Source organism: Rhodovulum sp. P5, from assembly GCF_002079305.1.
Taxonomy (GTDB): domain Bacteria; phylum Pseudomonadota; class Alphaproteobacteria; order Rhodobacterales; family Rhodobacteraceae; genus Rhodovulum.
In genome coordinates, this window is record NZ_CP015039.1 from 3,032,984 (window position 1) to 3,052,704 (window position 19,721).

At 65.4% G+C, this 19,721-nt stretch carries 18 protein-coding genes; 5 read left to right on the top strand and 13 right to left on the bottom strand.

Translation table 11 applies throughout. The annotated features are described in order from the left end of the window. Positions 1-16: 16 nt before the first annotated feature. The 4 genes from RGUI_RS14520 to RGUI_RS14535 form a co-directional block, all read right to left on the bottom strand. Positions 17-976 carry a glutathione S-transferase family protein gene (locus RGUI_RS14520; protein WP_081534206.1) on the bottom strand — a complete coding sequence of 320 codons (960 nt, stop codon included), beginning with the start codon at positions 974-976 and terminating at the stop codon, positions 17-19. Between the two features lie 14 nt (positions 977-990). Continuing rightward, entirely contained in the window at positions 991-1,812 is an 822-nt protein-coding gene (gene ygiD / locus RGUI_RS14525) for a 4,5-DOPA dioxygenase extradiol (protein WP_081534208.1), read from the bottom strand. 67 nt (positions 1,813-1,879) lie between these two features. Continuing rightward, complete coding sequence (locus RGUI_RS14530) at positions 1,880-2,914, bottom strand: MBL fold metallo-hydrolase (RefSeq protein ID WP_172841156.1); 1,035 nt, start codon at positions 2,912-2,914, stop codon at positions 1,880-1,882. A 64-nt stretch (positions 2,915-2,978) separates the two neighbouring features. Next, on the bottom strand, positions 2,979-3,401 hold the full coding sequence (locus RGUI_RS14535) for a DoxX family protein (protein ID WP_081534214.1): 423 nt from the start codon (positions 3,399-3,401) through the stop codon (positions 2,979-2,981). 142 nt (positions 3,402-3,543) lie between these two features. Here RGUI_RS14535 and RGUI_RS14540 point away from each other — a divergent pair, with 142 nt between their 5' ends. Continuing rightward, positions 3,544-4,440, top strand: a complete 897-nt coding sequence (locus RGUI_RS14540; RefSeq protein WP_081534217.1) for a LysR family transcriptional regulator — start codon at positions 3,544-3,546, stop codon at positions 4,438-4,440. 124 nt (positions 4,441-4,564) lie between these two features. Here RGUI_RS14540 and RGUI_RS14545 read toward each other — a convergent pair whose 3' ends face one another. From RGUI_RS14545 to RGUI_RS14580, 8 genes are read right to left on the bottom strand one after another with little or no spacing between them, the layout of a single operon-like run. Next, the gene (locus RGUI_RS14545; RefSeq protein ID WP_081534220.1) at positions 4,565-5,236 is read right to left on the bottom strand and encodes a cysteine hydrolase family protein; all 672 of its coding nucleotides are present in this window, start codon (positions 5,234-5,236) and stop codon (positions 4,565-4,567) included. A 19-nt stretch (positions 5,237-5,255) separates the two neighbouring features. Continuing rightward, positions 5,256-7,046: an ABC transporter ATP-binding protein gene (locus RGUI_RS14550; protein WP_081534223.1), complete on the bottom strand. Its 1,791-nt coding sequence runs from the start codon at positions 7,044-7,046 to the stop codon at positions 5,256-5,258. Then, complete coding sequence (locus RGUI_RS14555; protein WP_081534226.1) at positions 7,043-7,990, bottom strand: acetamidase/formamidase family protein; 948 nt, start codon at positions 7,988-7,990, stop codon at positions 7,043-7,045. The genes RGUI_RS14550 and RGUI_RS14555 overlap by 4 nt, the downstream gene beginning before the upstream one ends. Continuing rightward, entirely contained in the window at positions 7,980-9,602 is a 1,623-nt protein-coding gene (locus RGUI_RS14560) for an ABC transporter substrate-binding protein (RefSeq protein ID WP_081534228.1), read from the bottom strand. Before RGUI_RS14560 ends, RGUI_RS14555 begins: the two co-directional genes overlap by 11 nt. A gap of 29 nt (positions 9,603-9,631) precedes the next feature. After that, positions 9,632-10,552 carry an ABC transporter permease gene (locus RGUI_RS14565; protein ID WP_081534231.1) on the bottom strand — a complete coding sequence of 307 codons (921 nt, stop codon included), beginning with the start codon at positions 10,550-10,552 and terminating at the stop codon, positions 9,632-9,634. Further along, positions 10,552-11,445: an ABC transporter permease gene (locus RGUI_RS14570; protein ID WP_081534233.1), complete on the bottom strand. Its 894-nt coding sequence runs from the start codon at positions 11,443-11,445 to the stop codon at positions 10,552-10,554. Before RGUI_RS14570 ends, RGUI_RS14565 begins: the two co-directional genes overlap by 1 nt. Next, positions 11,442-12,029 (bottom strand): hypothetical protein, encoded by a 588-nt coding sequence (locus tag RGUI_RS14575; RefSeq protein WP_081534236.1) that lies wholly within the window; start codon positions 12,027-12,029, stop codon positions 11,442-11,444. Before RGUI_RS14575 ends, RGUI_RS14570 begins: the two co-directional genes overlap by 4 nt. Continuing rightward, a complete protein-coding gene (locus tag RGUI_RS14580; protein ID WP_172841157.1) occupies positions 12,026-13,153 on the bottom strand; it encodes a transporter substrate-binding protein in 1,128 nt (375 codons plus the stop codon). The genes RGUI_RS14575 and RGUI_RS14580 overlap by 4 nt, the downstream gene beginning before the upstream one ends. Positions 13,154-13,562: 409 nt before the next feature. On the opposite strand from RGUI_RS14580, the gene RGUI_RS14585 reads away from it, so the two are divergent. Continuing rightward, a complete protein-coding gene (locus RGUI_RS14585) occupies positions 13,563-14,207 on the top strand; it encodes a class I SAM-dependent methyltransferase (RefSeq protein ID WP_081534242.1) in 645 nt (214 codons plus the stop codon). Positions 14,208-14,215: 8 nt separating this feature from the next. Here RGUI_RS14585 and RGUI_RS14590 read toward each other — a convergent pair whose 3' ends face one another. Further along, positions 14,216-15,616 (bottom strand): hypothetical protein, encoded by a 1,401-nt coding sequence (locus RGUI_RS14590; protein WP_081534245.1) that lies wholly within the window; start codon positions 15,614-15,616, stop codon positions 14,216-14,218. A gap of 33 nt (positions 15,617-15,649) precedes the next feature. Between RGUI_RS14590 and RGUI_RS14595 the strand changes: the two genes are divergently transcribed. Genes RGUI_RS14595 through RGUI_RS14605 form a run of 3 tightly spaced genes read left to right on the top strand, consistent with a single transcriptional unit; the run spans position 15,650 to position 19,718 of the window. Further along, positions 15,650-17,539 carry a glycosyltransferase gene (locus tag RGUI_RS14595; protein WP_081534248.1) on the top strand — a complete coding sequence of 630 codons (1,890 nt, stop codon included), beginning with the start codon at positions 15,650-15,652 and terminating at the stop codon, positions 17,537-17,539. After that, the gene (locus RGUI_RS14600; protein WP_081534251.1) at positions 17,536-17,973 is read left to right on the top strand and encodes a glycosyltransferase; all 438 of its coding nucleotides are present in this window, start codon (positions 17,536-17,538) and stop codon (positions 17,971-17,973) included. The genes RGUI_RS14595 and RGUI_RS14600 overlap by 4 nt, the downstream gene beginning before the upstream one ends. Continuing rightward, on the top strand, positions 17,970-19,718 hold the full coding sequence (locus RGUI_RS14605) for a hypothetical protein (RefSeq protein WP_081534253.1): 1,749 nt from the start codon (positions 17,970-17,972) through the stop codon (positions 19,716-19,718). The genes RGUI_RS14600 and RGUI_RS14605 overlap by 4 nt, the downstream gene beginning before the upstream one ends. The last annotated feature ends 3 nt before the right edge of the window (positions 19,719-19,721 follow it).

The window sequence follows — 19,721 nt, forward strand, 5'->3', positions numbered from 1 at the left end:
GGGCGCGTCGCGTCATTCACACCCCAAGGAGCCTGTCGATATGCTCCGGCCCTGCGGGGCGGATGCCTGTGGGGTTCAGTGCCTTGATCGCGTAGTAGCCGCGCGTGATGTGGTCCATGTTCACCGTTTCCCGCACCCCCGGCAGGGTCAGGACGCGTTCCATATGGGCCGAAAGGCGGGGGTAGTCGGCGATCCGGCGGCGGTTGGTTTTGAAGAGGCCGTGATAGGCGGCATCGAACCGGATCAGGGTGACGAAGACCCGGATGTCTGTCTCGGTCAACCGGTCGCCGAACAGGTAGTCACCGGTCAGACGCGCCTCCAGCATGTCCAGGGTTTCGAAAACGCCTGCCACGGCCTCGTCATATGCGGCTTGTGTGCTGGCAAACCCGGCCTTGTAGACGCCGTTGTTCAATCGGTCGTAGACCTCGGCATTCAGCGCGTCGATCTCTGGCGCCAGATCCTGCGGGTACAGGCGCAGGTCTGAGGGGGCGAGAGGATCGAATGCGGTGTCGAACATGCGCAGGATGTCGGCGCTTTCGTTGTTCACCATCACGCCCTGTTTCATGTCCCACAGGACCGGCACGGTCGCGCGACCGGTGAAGTGGGGATCGGCACGAGTGTAGATCTGGTGCAGGTATTCCGCACCGAAGAGCGGGTCCTCGCCCGCGCCGGGATAGCCGCCGAACCGCCAGCCCTGATCGGACATCACCGGGTTGACCACAGTGATAGGGATCAGGTCGTCCAGCCCCTTGAGCTTTCGCGCGATCAGCGTGCGCGAGGCCCAGGGGCAGATCAGTGCCACGTAAAGACGATAGCGGCCCGCTTCGGCCTTGAACCCGCCGTCACCGGTCGGTCCGGCGCTGCCATCGGGCGTGATCCAGTTGCGAAAGCTCGATACCTGCCGCACGAACCGGCCCTTGTCGTCGGCCTGCTGCACGGGTTGCCAGGTCTCGGCCCATTTTCCGTCTACGAGCATCGGATGTCTCCTTGTCAGGCGTGGAACACGAAGGAGCGCATCGAGACCGAGGCAAGGTCGATGGCGTCCGTCATGAAGGTCAGGTCGTCGCGTGCGTCGGACGCACCGGCGATGGTCAGCGCGGGCAGGTAGTGATCGACCGTCGGATGCGCCCTTGTCAGCAGAGAGCCCAGCCCGTTGCGATCCGTCAGCGCCGCGAAGTCGCGGTCCGTCAGTCGGTCGGCAAAGAGCGCGTCGAATTCCAGCGCGAAATCATGGGGCTTTCCGCCCATCCGCATGGCGCCAAGGTTGTGCACCACGTTGCCAGAGCCGAGGATCAGCACCCCGCGATCGCGCAGATCTGACAGCGTGCGGCCGATCTCGATCTGATGGTCCAGCCCGCGTGACATGTCGATGGACACCTGAAAGACCGGCACATCGGCCCCGGGATAGAGGTATTTCAGAACGGACCACGCCCCGTGGTCGAGCCCCCAGCGGTCATCCTCTGCGCCATGGTGGCTGGCGAGGATCGAGGCCACTTCGCGGGCCAGGTCCGGGGCGCCGGGCGCGGGGTATTGCTGCGCATAGAGCGCCTGCGGGAAGCCGTAGAAATCGTGGATCGTCTTTGGCATCGCCGAGATGTCGACCAGCGTCGTCCCATGGGTCATCCAGTGGGCCGAGACGACGAGGATCGCCTTGGGCCGCGGCAGGCTCTGGCCGAGGTCGGTCCAGGCGCGGCTATAGGCGGTGTCTTCGATGGCGTTCATCGGGCTGCCGTGGCCAAGGAAGACAAGCGGCATCCGGTCGGAGGGGGAGAGCCTGTCCTTGAGGCTAGAAAGCGTGTGCGTGACAGACATGGCAGGTCCTTTCATGGGGCGGTGGCGTTTGGGGGGTGGCGCACCGGGGGGGCGGTGCGCCAGGGCGTCAGCGGTAGGAGAAGAGGTACATGCCCACCAGTTCCGCGTTCTTCGGCGTGGCATATTCGAACCCGTAGTAGTCGCCGTATTCCGGGCGAAGCTTGTCGGTGGCATAGGTGCCGACCTCGGCAATCCAGTTCGACAGATAGGCGGTATGCGCGTTCAGGCGGGCCGGGTCGTCGATCCCCGCGCCCCAGGGCACATTGCCAAGCGCCTCTCCCACGGCGGCCTCAAGATCGTTCAGGAACTGGCGGTAGAAGGCGATGTCCGCCCGAGCGCCGACATTGCCGTGCCCACCGGAGAGATAGTCCCAGTCGAGCGCATCGATCTGGTCGATCAGGTCGCGATAGCCCAGGTAACCTTCGGCCCCGGCAAAGGACCAGAACGGCGGCTGGTCGGGGTTGATGACGTCGGGTGCATGCACCACGCCTGTACCCTCCAGCACATAGGCCGCGTGGTCATGGGCATGGGCGTCTGCGCTGAACGGCACGACACGTACCGTCAGCCCTTCGAAGTCAACGCTGTTCGCGTCTGCAGGGATCACCTCGGTCGGCCGCGGCAGGTGGGAGCCCAACCGATCCATCAATTCCGCGGTCGCCTCGGTCGCGATGACGCGCACGCCCGGGTTCGCCTCGATCAATGCGGCGGCATCGGCGATGTGGTCCGCGTGGTCGTGACTGTAAAGGATCGCGGTGATCGGCAGATCCGTGACCTCATCCACCGCGGCCTCAAGCGCCGCGGCGCGTCCCTCCAGCGCGTCGAACATCAGAACGCCGGTGTCGCCAACATAGAAGACGGTGCCGTAAAACTGGCTCTGGAAGAAATACACCCGGTCGGAGAGACGTTGCAGGATGTAGTCCTGCGTGACGTTCTTGGTGTAGAGGTTTTCGATTTTCTCGCCGGGGGCCAGCGCCTCGGTCACGGATTCGGCAACATAGGTGGCGTCAACGGTCGAGGGGCTTTCCTTGACGCCTTGGGCCATCGCGGGAGTGCCAAGTGCCAGCCCGAGTGCAAGGGCAGAGGTCAGGGTAATGCGATACATGGGGTCGATCCTTGTGGGCATGCGGATGTGAGGGGGATGGGCGCCCGTTGGCGCCGACGGCCGGTCAGGCGAACCGGCCCAGACGTTTTTCCAGCGCGGGGATGTTCAGCGCATAGGCACCGGCGCCCAGAAGCGCGATGCTCAGTTGCGCGACGATCCAGAAGACCGGGAATTCCCAGCCGCCGCCTTCGCCCGAGAACACCCAGCCATTGCCCGAATGCACCCAGGTCGCGCCCAGCAGAACCGGGATCAGCGCCAGCGCCACCGGCCGCGTGGCCACGCCTAGGATCAGTGCAAGCCCGCCGATCAACTCTGCGGCGATGGTCAGGTAGGCCAGTCCACCGGGCAGGCCGAGGCTTTCGAAATAGCCGACGGTGCCTGCAACGGTGAAGACGTTCACCTTGAGCAGGCCGTGGGCCAGGAACAGGACGCCGCTGGAAACGCGCAGGAGCGTGGCGGCATGGGCGGTTTGGGAGGCTGTGGTCATCTCTTGTCTCCGGTCAGGCGCCCTTCCGGCCGTTTGGGCGAAGGCGCGGTTTCTCTGACACGGAACCTAAGGCTTGCCATTAAGCCGCAAAATGGCGTTAGTATTGAATGACTATCTTCATTTTGTTCTCAGTTGGCGTTCAGTGGACATCGTCGATGAACTCAGGGCTTTCGTGGCCACGGCCAAGACAGGGTCCTTCACGGCGGCCGCCGACCAGCTTGGCGTGTCGAACCGGCTGACCTCGAAATACGTGGCGGAACTGGAACGGCGGCTTGGTGTCCGGCTGTTCCAGCGCACCACCCGGAAGGTTGGGCTTACCTCGGCCGGCGATGACCTGCTGGCCCGCGCCCCGGCCCTTCTGGATGAGTTGGACGATCTGCTGGCCGAGGTTTCGGAAGGATCCCGCGGTTTCACCGGGCTGATCCGGATTTCCGCCCCTGTCACCTTCGGCGAGGTCTACGTGGCCGGGATGCTGGCCCGGTTCGCGGCGATGAACCCGGCGCTGACCTTCGATCTGCGCCTGCATGACGGGTTCGTCGATCTGGCTAGCGACGGGATCGACCTTGCCTTTCGGATCGGTCAGTCGGACATGCTGTCCCTCAAGACCCGGAAACTGGGCGAGATGCGCTCGATCGCCGTGGCAAGCCCGGACTACATCGCCCAACACGGGGCCCCGGCCACGCCCGAGGATCTGCAAAGCCACATCTGCATCCTCGACACCAACCGGCGCGCGCCGCGCCGCTGGGTGTTTCGGCAGAATGGTGAGGAGCGGATTGTGCTGGTCGACGGCCGTTTTCAGGTCAACTCGGCCCGGGCCGCCGTCGACCTTGCGGCCAGCGGCGCCGGTATCTGCTACGCGCCCCATTTCGCGCTTTACGAGGCGCTGGAGGCCGGGCGGCTCGTCCCGGTGATGGACGGGATCGACGGGGTCTCCGCCCCTCTCAGCGCTGTATACCTTGAGGGTCGCGTGCTGCCGCGCAAGGTCCGCGCCCTGATCGATTTCGCCGTGGAGGACATCCGGGCGGCAGGGGTGTTGTGACCCGGCGGCAGGAATGCGTGCGTTCCACGCGTTCCCACGCACGGGCAGACGCGCCCGGCCTATCCTCAAGTCCAGGCGGGTAGATCGGGCGCCGAACCGGATCGTTTGCCGCGCCGCGGGCCGGTCAGGCGCTCGGGAACGCCTTGACCTCCGCGCTGCTGACCACATGGCAGTAGATCATGTTGATCACTTCCAGTTCGTGACGGTGCAGCGCCTCTGTCGCGGCCGCGCAGCAATCCTCGACCACCACCACGTTGAAGCTTTCATCCGCCAGGCTGCGCACGCTGGACGAGATGCACTGATCGGTGAAGATACCGGCCACGATGACGTTCTTGATACCCATATTGTGCAGGATCATCCGCAGGTTCGTTCCCGTCAGCGCGCTGTCCGTGGTTTTCGTCACGACGATCTCATCGGCCGTGGGGGCGACGGCATCGACGATCTGGCTGTCGGCGCGGTCCTTGGGCAGAAGCAGGTAGTTGAAGCCAGGCTTTTTTTGGCTGAGCGACCGGTCCCGCCCATCCTCTTTCAGGCAGGCGATGCGGGCATGGATCACCTCGATCCCCTGCGCGCGCGCCCAATCCTGCAGATCGCGGGTATTGGGGATGACGATTCGGTTCATCCGCTCGAAGAAGGGCTGCCAGCGGGCATTTTCCTCGGGTGTGCCCTTGGGCTCCAGATAGGTGTTCTGGATGTCGATCACCAACAGGGCCGTCTCGGCGGGCGGCAGGGCAAAATCGTCCGGCTCGGGCGCGGTTTCATAGTAGAAAGAGCGATAGGAGGTCTTCCAGGTCATCGGTATCTCCGTTCCTGACTCATGCGGCCCGGGCGGGCGTTTCCTTTGCCGCCCAATGTCCGGGCGCGATCTCGACCATCTGCAGGCGCGGCGGCTCCTGCCCCAGGGGCCGGACGGGTGAGCCGGCCTCGCCCGCACGTGGCAGGACTGCGCTTCGCCTGTGTTCGGGGTCGGGAACCGGCACCGCAGAGAGCAACCGGCGCGTATAGGAATGGGCCGGCGCACGCAGCACCTGATCGCGTGTCCCGGTTTCGACGATCTGGCCCAGGTTCATGACGGCCACCCGGTCGGCAACCTGATCGATCACGGCCATGTCGTGACTGATGAACAGATAGGCCAGCCCCCGTTCTTCCTGCAATTCACGCAGCAGGTCCAGAACCTGTGCCTGCACGGATACGTCGAGTGCCGAGACGCTTTCATCGGCGACAATGATCCTGGGCTCCAGCGCCAGCGCCCGGGCGATGCAGATCCGTTGACGCTGACCGCCCGAGAATTCATGCGGGTAGCGTGCCATTTGCTCGGGCGTCAGACCCACGCGGCGGAACAGCATCTCCACCCGATCCTGTAGCGCGCTGCCTGCGGCGAGGCCGTGAATGACAAGGGGTTCGGCGACCTGACGCCCCACGGTCATACGCGCGTCGAGCGAGGCGCCGGGGTCCTGGAACACCATCTGGATGTTGCGCCGGATCGGTTTCAGCCCCTGCGGGCTGAGCCCCGCCATGTGCTGCCCGTCGACCCGGATATGCCCCTGCCACGGCACCAGCCCCAGAAGCGCCTTGCCGATCGTCGACTTGCCGCAGCCCGATTCCCCCACCAGGGCCAGCGTTTCGCCGGGGCTGATCCGCAGGCTGACCCCTTCGACGGCATGGACCTGCGCCTTCACCCGGTTCAGCACGCCGCCGCGCATCGGAAAGCGGACGGTCAGGTCGGTCACCTCGACCACGTCGCGGCGCCGGTCGGGGCTGGGGCGCGCGGGGGCCTGACCCAGCCGCGGCACGGCATCCAGCAACTGGCGTGCATAGGCTGTCTGCGGGGCTGCGAAAAGCCGACGCACCGGCGCGGCCTCTTCCTGACGGCCATTGCGCATCACCACCACCCGGCTGGCCATTTCGGCCACGACGCCCATGTCATGCGTGATCATCAGAACCGTCGTGCCGTGTTCGCGCTGAAGCGCCCGGATCAATTCCAGAACCTCGGCCTGAACGGTGACGTCAAGCGCGGTGGTGGGCTCATCGGCGATCAGGATTTCGGGCTTGCAGGCCAGCGCGATGGCAATCATCACCCGCTGCCGCATGCCCCCCGACAATTCATGGGGATATTGCTTCAGCCGTCTTTCGGCATCGGTGATCTGAACGTCGCGCAGCAGCTCCAGCGCCCGTGCGGCCGCCTCGGACGCCGCACAGGCGCGGTGTTCCAGAAGAACCTCGGTAATCTGCCGTCCGATGGTCATTACCGGGTTCAGCGAGGTCATCGGTTCCTGGAAGATCATGGAAACCCGATTGGCCCGGATGTCGCGCATCCGGGCATCGCTGCGCCCGGCAAGCTCTGTGCCGTCGGCCAGACGGATCGACCCCGTCGCAATCCGCGCCATGCGCGGCAAGAGGCCCATGATCGCCAGCGCGGTCATCGACTTGCCAGAGCCGCTTTCGCCGGCAAGGCACAGCGTTTCGCCCCGGTGCAGCGTAAAGCCCAGGTCCTCGACCACGGGCCTGGCGCCGTCGGGGGTGGCGACCTCGATGGTCAGCCCGTCCACGGTCAGAACCGGGCGCGGCATGTCCCCGCGCCCGGTGGTTTCGGCCGTGGCCGTCATTCGAAGACGACCCGCGGCAGGTAGAACGAGACGACCCAGTTGGGCATGTCCACGATCTCGGATATCCTGAGGTCGCCGCAGACCGAACACAGCATGTAGGCCTGCACCGGGTCCATCTTGTGGGTCGTGCAGATCAGGTCGATCATCGCCGACAGCGCATCGCGGGCACCCGTCATCAGGTCGGGGCCGATGCCCGTCGTCACCTCGTACCCCTTTCTGTCGATGTGGCGCGTGACCGGCCCCTCTGTCGTGAAGCGCGGGAACGCCAACGGCTGGTCCTTGATCAGGTCCAGCGTCAGCGCGACGTTCATCGGGCTTTCGATGGCCGTGCCGCACACCTCCCCATCGCCCTGCGCGGCATGGGTGTCGCCGATCGAGAAAAGCGCCCCCTCGACCTCGACCGGCAGGTAGAGAGTGGTGCCCGCGCTCAGGTCGCGGATATCCATGTTCCCGCCCATGCGCCGCGGCGGCACGACCGAATGCGTTCCCGCCTCTGCCGGGGCCAGACCGATGGTGCCGGCGAAGGGTTTCAACGGCACGCGGGCCACATCGCCGTAAAGCGCGGGCGCGGTGACATGGGGGTCGTAGTCCCAGATATGCAGCGCGCCGTCCGGGAACTGGTCGGCAAGTAGCCCGAAGCCGGGTATGTTCGCCGTCCAGCCCCAGCCCGAGGGGGTGAACGCCTCGATCGTGATCTTCAGCACGTCCCCAGGCTGGGCGCCGTCCACATAGACGGGCCCGGTGACCGGGTTGATCTTGTCGAAGGACAGCGTCGCCAGATCGGCCGAGGTGCTGTCCCGGTTCAGTTGCCCGCCCGAGGCATCGATGCATTCGAAATGCATATGCCCCCCCGGGGCCACGGTGGCGACGGGCGGGATCGCGTGATCCCACCCGAAGTGATGGTGCCGGCCGTGGATCGTGTGGCCGCCGCAGTTACTGCACATCGGTCGAATACACGTAGTCGTAGTTGACCGGCACATGCACCGGGTCGACGAAGATCGCGTCCGGGCCGCCCAGCTTGGCGGAGCGCATGGTGAAGCGCTGCTCGTTGAAGACCGGCACCCAAGGCGCGTCTTCCATGATGGCGAGGTAGATTTCGCGCCATTTCTCTTCACGCTCCGCGGCCATGGCGGGGTCGACCATTGCGTCGGCCTCCACCGCCTTGGCGTCGAGGTCCTTGTTGCAGTACCACGACCAGTTCCAGCCACCCTGCACCGCGCCGTCGCAGCCGAGGATCGGTCCGTAGAAGTTCGACGGATCGGGGAAATCGGCGATCCAGGCCATGCCGCCCGACCAGATCATCGGTGCCTGATCCGGCTCGCCGCCCGCGGCGATCACGTTGGCCTGGGCGAGGCTGCGGATTTCCGCCTTGATGCCGATGGCCGCCAGATCCTGCTGAAAGCTTTGCGCGATCCTTGGATTTGGGTCGGTGTTGTAGACGTAAAGCTCGGTCTCGAACCCGTCGGGGAAGCCCGCCTCGGCCAGAAGCGCCTTGGCCGCCGCAGGGTCATAGGCGTACCCTTCGTAGTCCGGCGCATAGCCCGGCATGGTCGGCGGCAGCGGCTGATTGGCGGGCACCGCGCGGCCGTTGATGATCCGAACGGCGCGGTCCTTGTTGATCGCCATGTTCACGGCCTGCCGGACCTTCACGTTGTCGAAGGGGGCCATGTTGACGTTCATCGTGATGTAGCCGGTGTGAAGCTGCCCGCCCTCGATCACGAAATCCTTGTAGGCGGGGTCCTGCGTGACCTCCAGGAACTTGGCGGGCGGGATGCCGTCGCCGGGAATGTCGGCCTGCCCCTGCTGCAGGCGCAATAGCGCCACGATGGGCTCCAGCCCGATTTCGAAGGTGATCTGGTCAAGCTTCGGCACGCCCGCGTTCCAGTAATCGGTGTTGCGCGCGAAGGTCAGGCTCTGGCCCAGCGTCCAGTCCTCCAGATAGAAGGCGCCGGTGCCGACCGGGTGTTTGCCGAAATCCTGCCCGTATTCTTCCACCACCTCTTTCGGCACGACGGAAGAGAAGTTGATCGCCATCACATGCAGGAAGGTGGCATCGGGGCGCGACAGCTTGATCTCGATGGTGTAGGGGTCGATCACGGTCACGCCTGACAGGCTTTCGGCCTCGCCCGCGGCCATCGCGTCATAGCCCGCGATCGAGCCGAAGAAACCGGCGCCGGGGCTTAGCGTCTTGGGGTTCGTCACCCGGTCGAGCGAGTATTTCACGTCCTCGGCCGTCATCTCGCGGCCATTGTGGAATGTCACGCCCTTGTGCAGCGTGAAGGTGTAGGTCATCCCGTCGTCCGAAATCGTGTAGTCCTCGGCCAGGTCCTTTTTCAGTTCGGTCGTGCCGGGCTGGTAGTCCATCAGCCCGTCGAACAGCGACTTGATCATCGACCAGTTCTGCCAGTCATAGCCGATGGCCGGGTCGAGCGTGGAGACGTCGTCCTTGTAGGTGACGATCATCGACCCGCCCTGCTTGGCGTCGGTGAAGTCCTGTGCCAGCGCCGGGGCGGCCACCGCCAGCGCCAGCAGGCTTGTTGCAAGCGTCTTTCCCATTGGTCTTTACCCTCTCCTGTTGGTCTTGGTCATTTGAGCTTGATCCGCGGGTCCACCAGCGGCGCGATGAGGTCCGCAATCAGGTTTCCGAGAACGATGAAACAGGCCGACACCAGCGTGACCCCCATGATGATGGGGATGTCCACGCGCTGGATCGCCTGCCAGGCCAGTTGCCCGATACCGGGCCAGCCGAAGACGGATTCCACCACCACGATGCCCGACATGAACAGCCCGATATCGATGCCGATCATGGCGATGATGGGCAGAATGGCGTTGGGGGCGACATGGCGCAGGATGATGCGCAGCTTTCCCAGCCCCTTGGCCCGCGCGGTGCGGACATAGTCCTGGGCCAGCACGTCGATCATCGACGACCGCATCATCCGGCTGTACCACCCCGTGCCCAAAAGCCCGATGGTCACCGCGGGCAAAACGAGATGGGCAAAGGTGCCGTAGCCGCCGATGGGGAACCAACTGAGTTTCACAGCGAAAACATAGAGCAGCAGGATCCCGACGACGAATTGCGGCGCCGAGATCGTGACGAAGGAGAAGACCATCAGTGTCTGGTCCACCGCGCTGTTGCGCTTCAGCGCCGCGATGGCGCCGATGGTCAGCCCGAGGATCAGCTCCACCACGATGGCCGCCAGCATCAGAAGAAGCGTGGCCGGCATCCGGGCCGCGATCAGTTCCGAAACTTCTGTCCGCTGCAGGTAGGACCGGCCCAGATCGCCCTGCAAGAGGTTCCCCAGATAGCGGACGTATTGAACGTGGAACGGCTGATCGAGGCCAAGCTGGGCGCGGATATTGGCCACCGTTTCTGCCGTGGCCGACCGCCCGGCAATCTGGCGCGCGGGATCGGCGGGCACGAGATAAAGCAGCGCGAAGGTTACGACGCTGATACCCAGAAGGATCAGAAGCGACTCCCCCAGGCGGCGCAGGACATACCCCCACATCAGAGCCGCCCCTTCAGTTGCGGGTCGAGCGTGTCGCGCAGGGCGTCCCCGAGAAGGTTGAAGGACAGCGCCAGAAGGACGATGGCAAGCCCGGGAAAGAACACCAGCCAAGGCGCATTCGCGAAATAGGTCTGGTTCTCGAAAATAATGTTGCCCCAGGATGGCGTGGGCGGCTGGACCCCGACGCCAAGGTAGCTCAGCGTCGCCTCAAGCAGGACGGTGGTCGAGATACCCAAGGTGCCGAAGACAATGATCGAGTAGACCAGGTGCGGCAGGATATGACGCCCCAGAATCCGCAGCGTCGACGCCCCCATGGCACGCTGCACGTCGATGAAGTCTCTCTGTGCAAGGCTGCGTGTCTCGGTATAGATCACGCGGGCCATCTGCACCCAGTTCACCATGGCGATCACCAGCGCCACGATCAGAAGCGAGGGCTTGAAGATCGCGGCCAGCACGATCGCCAGAAGAAGCGCCGGGAAGGCCATCATCAGGTCGGTAAAGCGCATCAGAACGCCCCCCAGCCATCCGCCGAAATAGCCCGCCGTGATGCCGACGGTCGCGCCCAGCAAGACCGCGATACCGTTGGCAAGCACCCCGATCACCAGAGAGGTCTGCGTGCCGAGGATCAGGCGCGAGAACAGGTCCCGTCCCAGCAGGTCGGTGCCCAGCCAGAACGTCGAAGACGGCGGCAGCGGCGCGCCCTCAAGGCTGAGACCGTCGAACATCTGGTCATTCGGGTCATAGGGCATGATCCATGGCGCCAGGACCGCCGCGGCCACCATCGTGCCGATCACGATCACCGCGAAGGCAGAGCGCGGCCGTCGCAAGAGTTGCAGCACGACTGGACCGCCGATGGTGGATGGTCGGCTCTGCGTGGGGTGCGCCTTGCTCATGCCCGGCCTTCCCGTGGGTGGCGGTCGGTCTCGCGCAGGTACAACTCGGCTGCGTCTTCCAGCGCGACCCGTTCGACCATGGCAAAGGTGCGCAGCTTCTTCAGGGCTGCGATCTCGTCCACACCATGGGACGACATGATGGCGATCACCGCCCGGATCAGGATGTCGCGCATTCCGGCGCGGCGGGCGGCCTCGGCTTCGCGTGCGCGGTGCTGCACTCGTGCGGCATGCTTCGAGGCGGCGATCACCAGCGCGGAATAGACCAGTTCGGGCGCAGCCTCTGAGAGAAAGGCGTCGAGGTTCTGGCGCATCGCCCATGCCAGTCGTCCCGGGCTTTCCGACCGGATCACGCCGATAACTGGTATCGGTGCAAGTCCGGGAGACCATGGCAGTTGCTCGTCGTGCCCCATATCGATGTCGATGAACAGGAAATCCGTTCGCGTGTCGGGCAGATCGGGCCAGTCGCCGCAGGTGTGCAGCCCAAGGATTTCCAGACGGGACACCAGCCGTTGCCGAACCGTCTTGGTCGGGTGCAGCACCACGGCGCGACGACCGGTGAAATTCAGGTCCAAAAGCTCGGTCATGACACGATCCTGAGATTGGCTTTGCGCCCTGAAGATGCGGGCGGGGGAACGCGGGTCAGGTAGGGGTCGGGGGCCACCGGCGCGACGCTGTCATGGATGATTTCAAAGCTCCCGGCACGGGCTGTGGCCATGCGCGGAACGAGGCTGGTATGGCGCGTTACCGGATCGATCTCTGCTGGCCCAAGAACCGTGGTCAGTGGTCGGCCGGCGATCGCGTCGAAGACCGCGCGCGGCTCGTCATGGCCGGTCCGGGCCAGTCCCTCCGCAAGGAGCCGTACAGCGGTGTAGGCCGTCGCGAAGTTGCATGACGCACGATAGCTCTCCCCGAAAGCCCGCGCGATCCGGTCGCGAAAAGCCATGTTCTCGGGCGTCTCGATCCCCTCAAACCACGCCGCGATCGACAACATCCCGTCGGCCGCTGTCCCCAGGTCATCCAGATCGGCCTCGGTCTGGTTGGCGCTCAGGACCAGACAGTTGCAGCCCAGATCGGCCACCCCTTTCATGAAGGCGTGGTTGGACGGTCCGATCAGGCTGTTCACGATCAGGTCGGGCCGGCAGACGTCGATTTCGTCGATCAGATGCCGGCACTTGGTGTCGCCCAGCGGTACGAAGCGTTCCGCGGCGATGTCGACGCCGGCCGCGGCAAGCCGTTCGCGGGCCACGCGCAGGGTTTCCCATCCCCAGACATAATTCGACCCGACAAGAATGGCGCGGCGCGGGCGCGCCCGCAGCACATGGTCGACAAGGGGAACGAGATGCTGATTAGGGCAGGCCCCCAGATAGACGACGTGATCGTTGCACTCGAAGCCCTCATAGGGACAGGGATACCACAGCATCGCGCCGTGCCGTTCCAGGACCGGAATCATGTCTTTGCGCGACCACGACGTGATACCGCCGACGATGTGACGCATTCGGCCGTGTCCCACCAATTCATCGGTGAATTGTTCATATAGCTGCGGGATGCCTTCGGGGTCGCGGAGCTCCGGCGACAGGGAAACCCGTCCTTCGGCATTGACCTCGTCGACCGCCATCAGGGCGCCATCCAGCGCCGAACGGCCAAGGGCCGCGTAAGGGCCGGTCGTCGAAAAGAGCAATCCGATCCGGTACGGCGTTTCGTGTGTCAAAATTCCCCCGACGCGTTGCCACAAAGAAAAAAGCCCCTTGCCTCGCGGATGGAGGTTTGGGGCTCGATTGCCGTTGCACGTGCTTCAGATGCGTTTGGCCAGAGTGAGACAAATTCAGCGCAGCCCGGCAAGGACTTTCCCGGCCTGACTGGCCCTGTGCGGGTCGCGCCGGGTAACAGCCGACCAATTTGCCCAATATTTGGGCGTTCGCCGTCCGAGTCCGGCTGGCGAGGAGGTGTCGATCGATGCGAACCGGAACCCGACATCCCGGTGGCCCCGGCGCATCATCATGCGCGCCGCGTCACACGCCCGCGGCCAAGACCGGGGTTCGGTCGATCCCACGCGGGCCGGTTGCAGCGGGGCGGGATTTGCGATACCCGGTTGACGCTTCGATAAAAGGAAAAGGCCGATGTCCAAGTTCGATCTGGTGGCCGAACTGTTCCAAGACATCCCGTATATGCGGCAGTTCGAGGCGGAAATCCTGCGCGATCTCATCTTGCAGGAAGGCGCGCGGAAGATCATCGAGGTCGGCTTTTATCAAGGCAAGAGCAGCGCCTATATCGGAGCGATCCTTGAGGATCAGGGGGAGGAGGGGAGCCTTCTGACCCTCGATATGGCCTCCGCCCGTCGGCATCGCCCGAATATCGAGGACCTGCTGGAAAAGGCGGGTCTTGCACAGCGGGTCACGCCGATCTTCTGCAAACGGTCCTACACTTGGGAATTGCAGCGGCTGATCAGCGCGCCAGAGCGGCCGCTGTTCGACTTCTGCTATTTCGATGGTGGACACACCTGGGACTCGACCGGATTTGGCGTTCTGCTGATCGACATGCTGCTGCGGCCGGGCGGTTTGCTCCTGCTCGACGATATGGATTGGACGATGAGCCGGTCCAAGCACTACCAGTCCAAGCCCGAATTGCTGCGGAAATTCGATGCCGACGAGGTGGAGTCAAAGCCCGTGCGGCTGGTCTGGGACACCGTGCTGACCCATCTGGGGTATGAGCAGGTGCGCGAATATCCCGACGCCCATTGGGGGCTGGCCCGCAAGCCGTTCTGACCCAAGTCTCAGGGCCGGCGGGGCAGGCTTTCGATCTGCATGCCTCGTGGTCCGTCCGTCGCTAGCAGAATCTCAGTTTCTTCGGGCAGCGCGTCGAGCAGCGGACCGACAGCTTCGTCTTGACGGTCTTGCCCACGCAGCACGACAAGGTCGGCATGGCCCAGGCGTTCCGGCGCGATCTCGGCGGCGGGAAGATACGCCAACGCGGTCAAGCGGAAATCGGCCGAAACCATGTCGCGGGTGATCTGGCCAAGCTCTGCGCCAAGATAGGCCGACGCCCCCGCCGCCAGGAAGCCGACGCCCGAGAGCCCCAGTCCGGTGCCGATCTCCACGATGGTGCGGCCAGACAGTTGCTGGCCAAGCTCTGCTGGCAGGACCATCGCACCGCCTTCCGCGGCGCGCACGATCAACTCCGCATCGAAATCCGCCGTGCGCCATGGGTGATCGGCGGCGTTCAGCCAGAAGCCGCGCAGGGCCGAAACGGGGCCGCGATCGATCGGAAAGGGGGACCGGTTCCGGGCCGCGCTGTCGGTTTGTGCGGCGACCAGTTCGGCAAGGACCGCAAGAAGGATCTCGGTCTCTTCTGCCCGGGGCAGGGCGGCCGAACAGATGTCCCAGTCGCGGGCAAGGGCGGGGTCGAGGGGCAGTTCTGCGACCCGCGCATATGCCCCGGCCCAGTCCCCGGAAGCGGCCCGTTCAGCGACCCGGGCCGCCGCGAGAAGCCGTCCGCCCCACGGGTCGCGGACCGTGTTCGAAACCGGCTCTTCCCTTATCATCTGGTCCTGCATGTCGAGTTCAGCGAGGCTCTCCCACTCCGGGCCGGGACGCGCGGCAAGGATGTTGCACCAGGGCGCTTGTTTGGTTTCCACCGGGGCCAGCACTCCCCTCCCAAGGAGCACCTCCAGAAGGGCCGGCAGTTCGGGGTAACCGGGGTTGAGGCCGTTCTTGAAGAGGATCACGCTCTCGGGGTCGAGACCCGCCGCCACGCCGGCGAGGCACTGAAGCAGCCCAGAGGCGCTGCGCGGTGCATCGATCAGGCACAGGCCGATACGGCCCCCAGGCCAGACGAAATCCCGGCAATCGGTTTCGTGAACCTGCACGGGCGGGTCAAGATGCGCGACAGTCGCCTCGAACAGCGGCCGGAAGGAGGCGCCGATTTCGGCAAGACCCGGCCACGCCGCCGCGTTGCTTTCGGACCACAGGAAGCGGTCCACGACATGCAACTGCCCGTAGTCGGCAAGGATCAGGCTGACCCCGCCCAACCACGGCCCGATCTCGACCAGGGCGGACTGCGGCGGCAGCCGCGCCGCCATCGCGCGGATCAGATCCAGGTCGGCCTCGCCCATCATCCGCGGGACGTCGGCGGGCGCGTCGGGCCCCGGCTTGTTTTCGGTCAGCGTGGGATTCATAGTGGCGCGCAAACCCGGCTTTGGCAGTGAGGCATGTCGGAAAGCACGTTCCTTCAAGATCTTGCGGCGGTTCGCAGGCAACTCGCCGAGATGTGTTCCGACGGCCGCTTTGCTTCGGGGCAGCTTATGCTGGTTGGGGCGGGCTGCAACGCGGAAACGCATCCCGGGCTGTGGGAATACCTTGCGCGGCAGGCGGACGATGGGGGTAACGCCACCCTTGCCCATGTCGCGCGACAGCGGCTGTGGGACGCGAACTGGCGGTCATACGATGTTGCGCTGAAGGAGGCGGCGCATTTCCTGCAGGAGGGCGACAGCGACAGCGCGGCCTTCGTGATCGAGGATGTCTGCGGTCGCGATCCGCAGGATATCGAGGCGCGTCTGGTGCTGGCGCGCTGCCATCTGATGGTTGCAAAGCGCCGGGCCGAAGGGGGCCCGGTGCGGACAGATGCGGAATTCGCCAAACGCCTTGCCGGAACGACGCGGCCACAGCGGCTGGACGATCTGTTGATACTGATCGATCTCTTGCGGTTTTCGGGAGAGTTCGACCGGGCGCTGGCCCGGATCGATGCCGAGCGGGACCGTTTCCCCGATGATCCGCGGCTCGACATGCGCGCGGCCAGCATTCAGGACCAGCGCGGCGCGGCCGATGAGGCGATTGCGCTTTGGCTTGGGGTGGCTGGCCGGTTCGCGTCCTACCGCAAGGCTGCCCTGTTGCGGGTGATCCAGACGCTGTCCCGTCTCGACCGGTGCGAGGAGGCCGTGGAACATGCCGCGGCACTCCTTGGCGAGGACCTGGATGTGGCCGAGCGGATCCGGCTGGGCATGCTGATGGGGCAGGGCGATGTCGTCGAGATTCTGGCCGAATACGCAGCGGCCGGCGGTGATCCTGCGGCCCCGCTGGATCGTGCCCAGTCGGTCGAGATCGGCGACATGCTGCTGGAGGGCGGCTATATCGGTCTTGTGCATTGGCTCCGCCGACAACGGGCGGGGATCAGTGAGCGGGCAAAGTCGGTGCTTGATGCCTGCGGTTTCGATGCGCAGGGAAACCTTCCCCTGCCGCGGAACTTTGCCGCTTCCGCCCGCATCAGGTCGCCCGATTTCCTTGTGCCCGTGGCCGATTTCCTGAACCTTCCCCCCAAACCGGCTGGGTGGCCGGGTGAGGGGCGGCTGCCTGCAAAGCTGTTGATGGTGAATTTCTCGCTCGCGGCCGGCGGGGCGGAACGGCAGTTCGTGGAACTGATCCGGGCACTGTCGTCGGGCCCCTTGCCCCCCGGGGCCATCGAGGTTGCATGTTACACATTGGCGCATGATCGCGGGCATGACCGGTTCCTGCCCGAACTGGAGGACCTCGGCCTGCGGGTCCATGATCTGACCCGGCGCAAGATCGCCAACACCACCGTCCCACCAGAGGCCGAGCGGCTTATCGCGGCCCTGCCTGCGCCGGTGCAGGGCGATACCCGCGCGCTCTGGCATCTGGCCAACGAGATCCGTCCCGACGTGCTGCATGGCTGGCAGGACAAGTCTGCGCTCGCCGCGGGGCTGGTCGGGCATCTGCTGGGGATCAAGCGGGTCGTGCTGAGCATGCGGAACATGAGCCCCGACACCCGCCGCGACGCCGACCTTGCCCGGATGCGCGCGCTTTACGCCGATTACGCGGCAACCGGGCAGTTCAGCCTGACGGCCAATGCCCGCGCCGGGGCAGAGGATTACGCGCGCTGGATCGGCTGCGCGCCGGCGCGGATAGCGCTGTTGCAGAACGCGGTGGACGAGACGCGTTTCACCCCCGCCCTGCGGCAGCCGGCGAGCGATCATGCGCTCCGGATCGGCGGGATCTTCAGGCTGGCCCCCAACAAGCGCCCCGGTCTGTGGCTGCACACCGTTGCCACGCTGGCCGGTCGGCTTGACCGTCCCGTGGCCCCGTGATCTTCGGCTCCGGCCCGCTGGAGGCAGAGACCCGGGCCCTTGCCCGCGACCTGGGGCTTTCCGAGCTTGAGATCGTGACGGGCACGACGGCGCCCGAAGACCTCTATGGTCGGCTGGATCTGTTGTTGCTGATGTCGCGGGTCGAAGGCGTGCCGAACACCCTGATCGAGGCACAGGCCTGCGGGCTGCCGGTCGCGGCCTGCGATGTGGGCGGCGTGGGGGAGGCGATGCTGCGGCGCGGGCCCGCCGCCGGGTTGCTGATGGCGCCCGACATCGCCCCCGGGGACGCGGCCGATTCACTGGCCGAGTGGCTTGACGGTGCGCTGGCCGCCGATCCTGCGCCGCGCGTCCGGTTCGCGCACAAGGGCTTTGGCCGGGCGGCGCTGGCCGGGGCGGCCTTGGCGCTTTACCGCGGGAAGGAGCCCGGCAGATGACCGTTGCAACGACCCGCATCGGGGTGTTCGGGGACTGGACCGACCCGGCCATGCAACTGATGGAAGACGCCCTGTCCGACCAGAATGCCGAACTGGTCGTGATCGACGACCCGCTGGCGGATGCGGCGGCCATCGACCGGTTGATCGTGCTGTCGCAGGCTTGGGCGCTGGCGCATTTCGCGGCGCTTGTCCGCTCTGGCCTTGATGTCACGATCCTTCTTCGGCGCCACGGTGCGTCGGTCGATCTGCCGGCATGGCGGCAGGGGCTCGACTGGCTTGCGGCCGGGATCGAAACAGCCGCGCCCACGCAATGGCGGTTTGCAGCCCTGACGCCAGAGGCGGCCGAGGTGCTTTCCTCGATCATCCGTCAAGCGGTCGATGCACTGCCCGCCCTTCCCGAGATCGCAGGCGAGCGACCGGTTCTGCCGCTGGACCGCCGGCAGGAGGTCGCGACATTCTCGCAGGCAACCCCGGACGGACGGCGCGAAAGCCGCCGGGTTCATCCAGAGTTTTTCAACTGGGTCCGGCTGCGGCGCCTCGCGCGGCTCAGGGCAGCCGACGCCGACGATGCCGACCTTGCCGATCTTGTCAGTTATGCCAATGGCGTTCCCGGTGCGGCGCCGGTTCTTCCCCGTGCCCGGCCATCCCAGCTTTGCATCCTGTCGGTCGTGCCGAACGGGGTCGGGCTTGGGCATGTGACGCGGATGATGTCTGTCGGCCGGGCCCTGCAGGAGGAGTGCGGCGCCCGCGTGATCTTCTGGAGTTTCTCACGCGCCGCCGAGATCATCCATGCCGCGGGGTTCGAGGTGATCCTGCGGCAGACCGCGCTGCATCTGAGCGCCCATCCCCCCGACTGGCGGCACTGGGAGACGCTGGAATTCGCCGATGCGCTGAGGCATTTCCGGCCGAATGTCATTACCTATGACGGCGGCACCTTCGATGTTTTCATGATCGATGCGCTGCGGCAGGCCGGATGCGGGCGCGCGGGCGTGGCCTGGATCCGGCGCGGTATGCTGCAACCGGAGTCGGATGCGCAACTGCTCGAGTCAGAGGAATATTGCGATGTCGTCCTGGAACCCGGCGACATCGCGATCGAGCGCGATCAGGGGCCGACACGGCTGAGGCAGGCCCAGTTCAAGGGGTTTTCGCGTTATCACTATGCGGCCCCCGTGACGCTGAAACCGTTTCTTGCGACCTATCCGCGGCGCGTGGCGAAACGGCGGCTCGACCTGGGGCGGGGTCGGCATTGCCTTGTCTCTCTTGGCGGTGCCTTCGGCGACTGGGAGGAGTTGCAGCGCCTGATCGAACTGCATGCCGCGCGTCGGCGGATCACCCTGATCTGGGCGAAATCGCCGCTGGCGCCCGCGCCTGCGAAAACCGCAAAGGGCACGAAGATCCGTCAGCTTTACCCGCTTGGCAGTTATCTTCCAGCGTTCGATGGCGTGATCTCGGCTGCGGGCTACAATTCCTACCACGAGCTCATGTTGGGCTATGACGGGCCTGTCCTGATGACGCCCACGAACAATGACCGGCTTGACGATCAGGTGGCCCGCGCGACCCATGCCGCCGAAAAGGGGTGGTGCGATCTCTATCTTGTGGGCTCGCCCGAGAACCAGGAACATGTCGTCGCCCGGTTCATGGACAGGGTCCGCAGTGGAGAAAAGATCACCCACCGCCCGCCTGAACATTTCGGCTGTAGCGAGATGGCGCGCGAAATCCGCGCCGTCGCCGCGCGTTACGTTTGACCG

Coding starts and splice junctions, on each gene's coding strand:
- RGUI_RS14560 (WP_081534228.1), bottom strand. CDS start 9,602: ATGGGAAAGACGCTTGCAACAAGCCTGCTGGCGCTGGCGGTGGCCGCC.
- RGUI_RS14605 (WP_081534253.1), top strand. CDS start 17,970: ATGACCGTTGCAACGACCCGCATCGGGGTGTTCGGGGACTGGACCGAC.
- RGUI_RS14555 (WP_081534226.1), bottom strand. CDS start 7,990: ATGTGCAGTAACTGCGGCGGCCACACGATCCACGGCCGGCACCATCAC.
- RGUI_RS14595 (WP_081534248.1), top strand. CDS start 15,650: ATGTCGGAAAGCACGTTCCTTCAAGATCTTGCGGCGGTTCGCAGGCAA.
- RGUI_RS14570 (WP_081534233.1), bottom strand. CDS start 11,445: ATGAGCAAGGCGCACCCCACGCAGAGCCGACCATCCACCATCGGCGGT.
- RGUI_RS14550 (WP_081534223.1), bottom strand. CDS start 7,046: ATGACGGCCACGGCCGAAACCACCGGGCGCGGGGACATGCCGCGCCCG.
- RGUI_RS14565 (WP_081534231.1), bottom strand. CDS start 10,552: ATGTGGGGGTATGTCCTGCGCCGCCTGGGGGAGTCGCTTCTGATCCTT.
- RGUI_RS14590 (WP_081534245.1), bottom strand. CDS start 15,616: ATGAATCCCACGCTGACCGAAAACAAGCCGGGGCCCGACGCGCCCGCC.
- ygiD (WP_081534208.1), bottom strand. CDS start 1,812: ATGTCTGTCACGCACACGCTTTCTAGCCTCAAGGACAGGCTCTCCCCC.
- RGUI_RS14530 (WP_172841156.1), bottom strand. CDS start 2,914: ATGTATCGCATTACCCTGACCTCTGCCCTTGCACTCGGGCTGGCACTT.
- RGUI_RS14585 (WP_081534242.1), top strand. CDS start 13,563: ATGTCCAAGTTCGATCTGGTGGCCGAACTGTTCCAAGACATCCCGTAT.
- RGUI_RS14545 (WP_081534220.1), bottom strand. CDS start 5,236: ATGACCTGGAAGACCTCCTATCGCTCTTTCTACTATGAAACCGCGCCC.
- RGUI_RS14520 (WP_081534206.1), bottom strand. CDS start 976: ATGCTCGTAGACGGAAAATGGGCCGAGACCTGGCAACCCGTGCAGCAG.
- RGUI_RS14575 (WP_081534236.1), bottom strand. CDS start 12,029: ATGACCGAGCTTTTGGACCTGAATTTCACCGGTCGTCGCGCCGTGGTG.
- RGUI_RS14535 (WP_081534214.1), bottom strand. CDS start 3,401: ATGACCACAGCCTCCCAAACCGCCCATGCCGCCACGCTCCTGCGCGTT.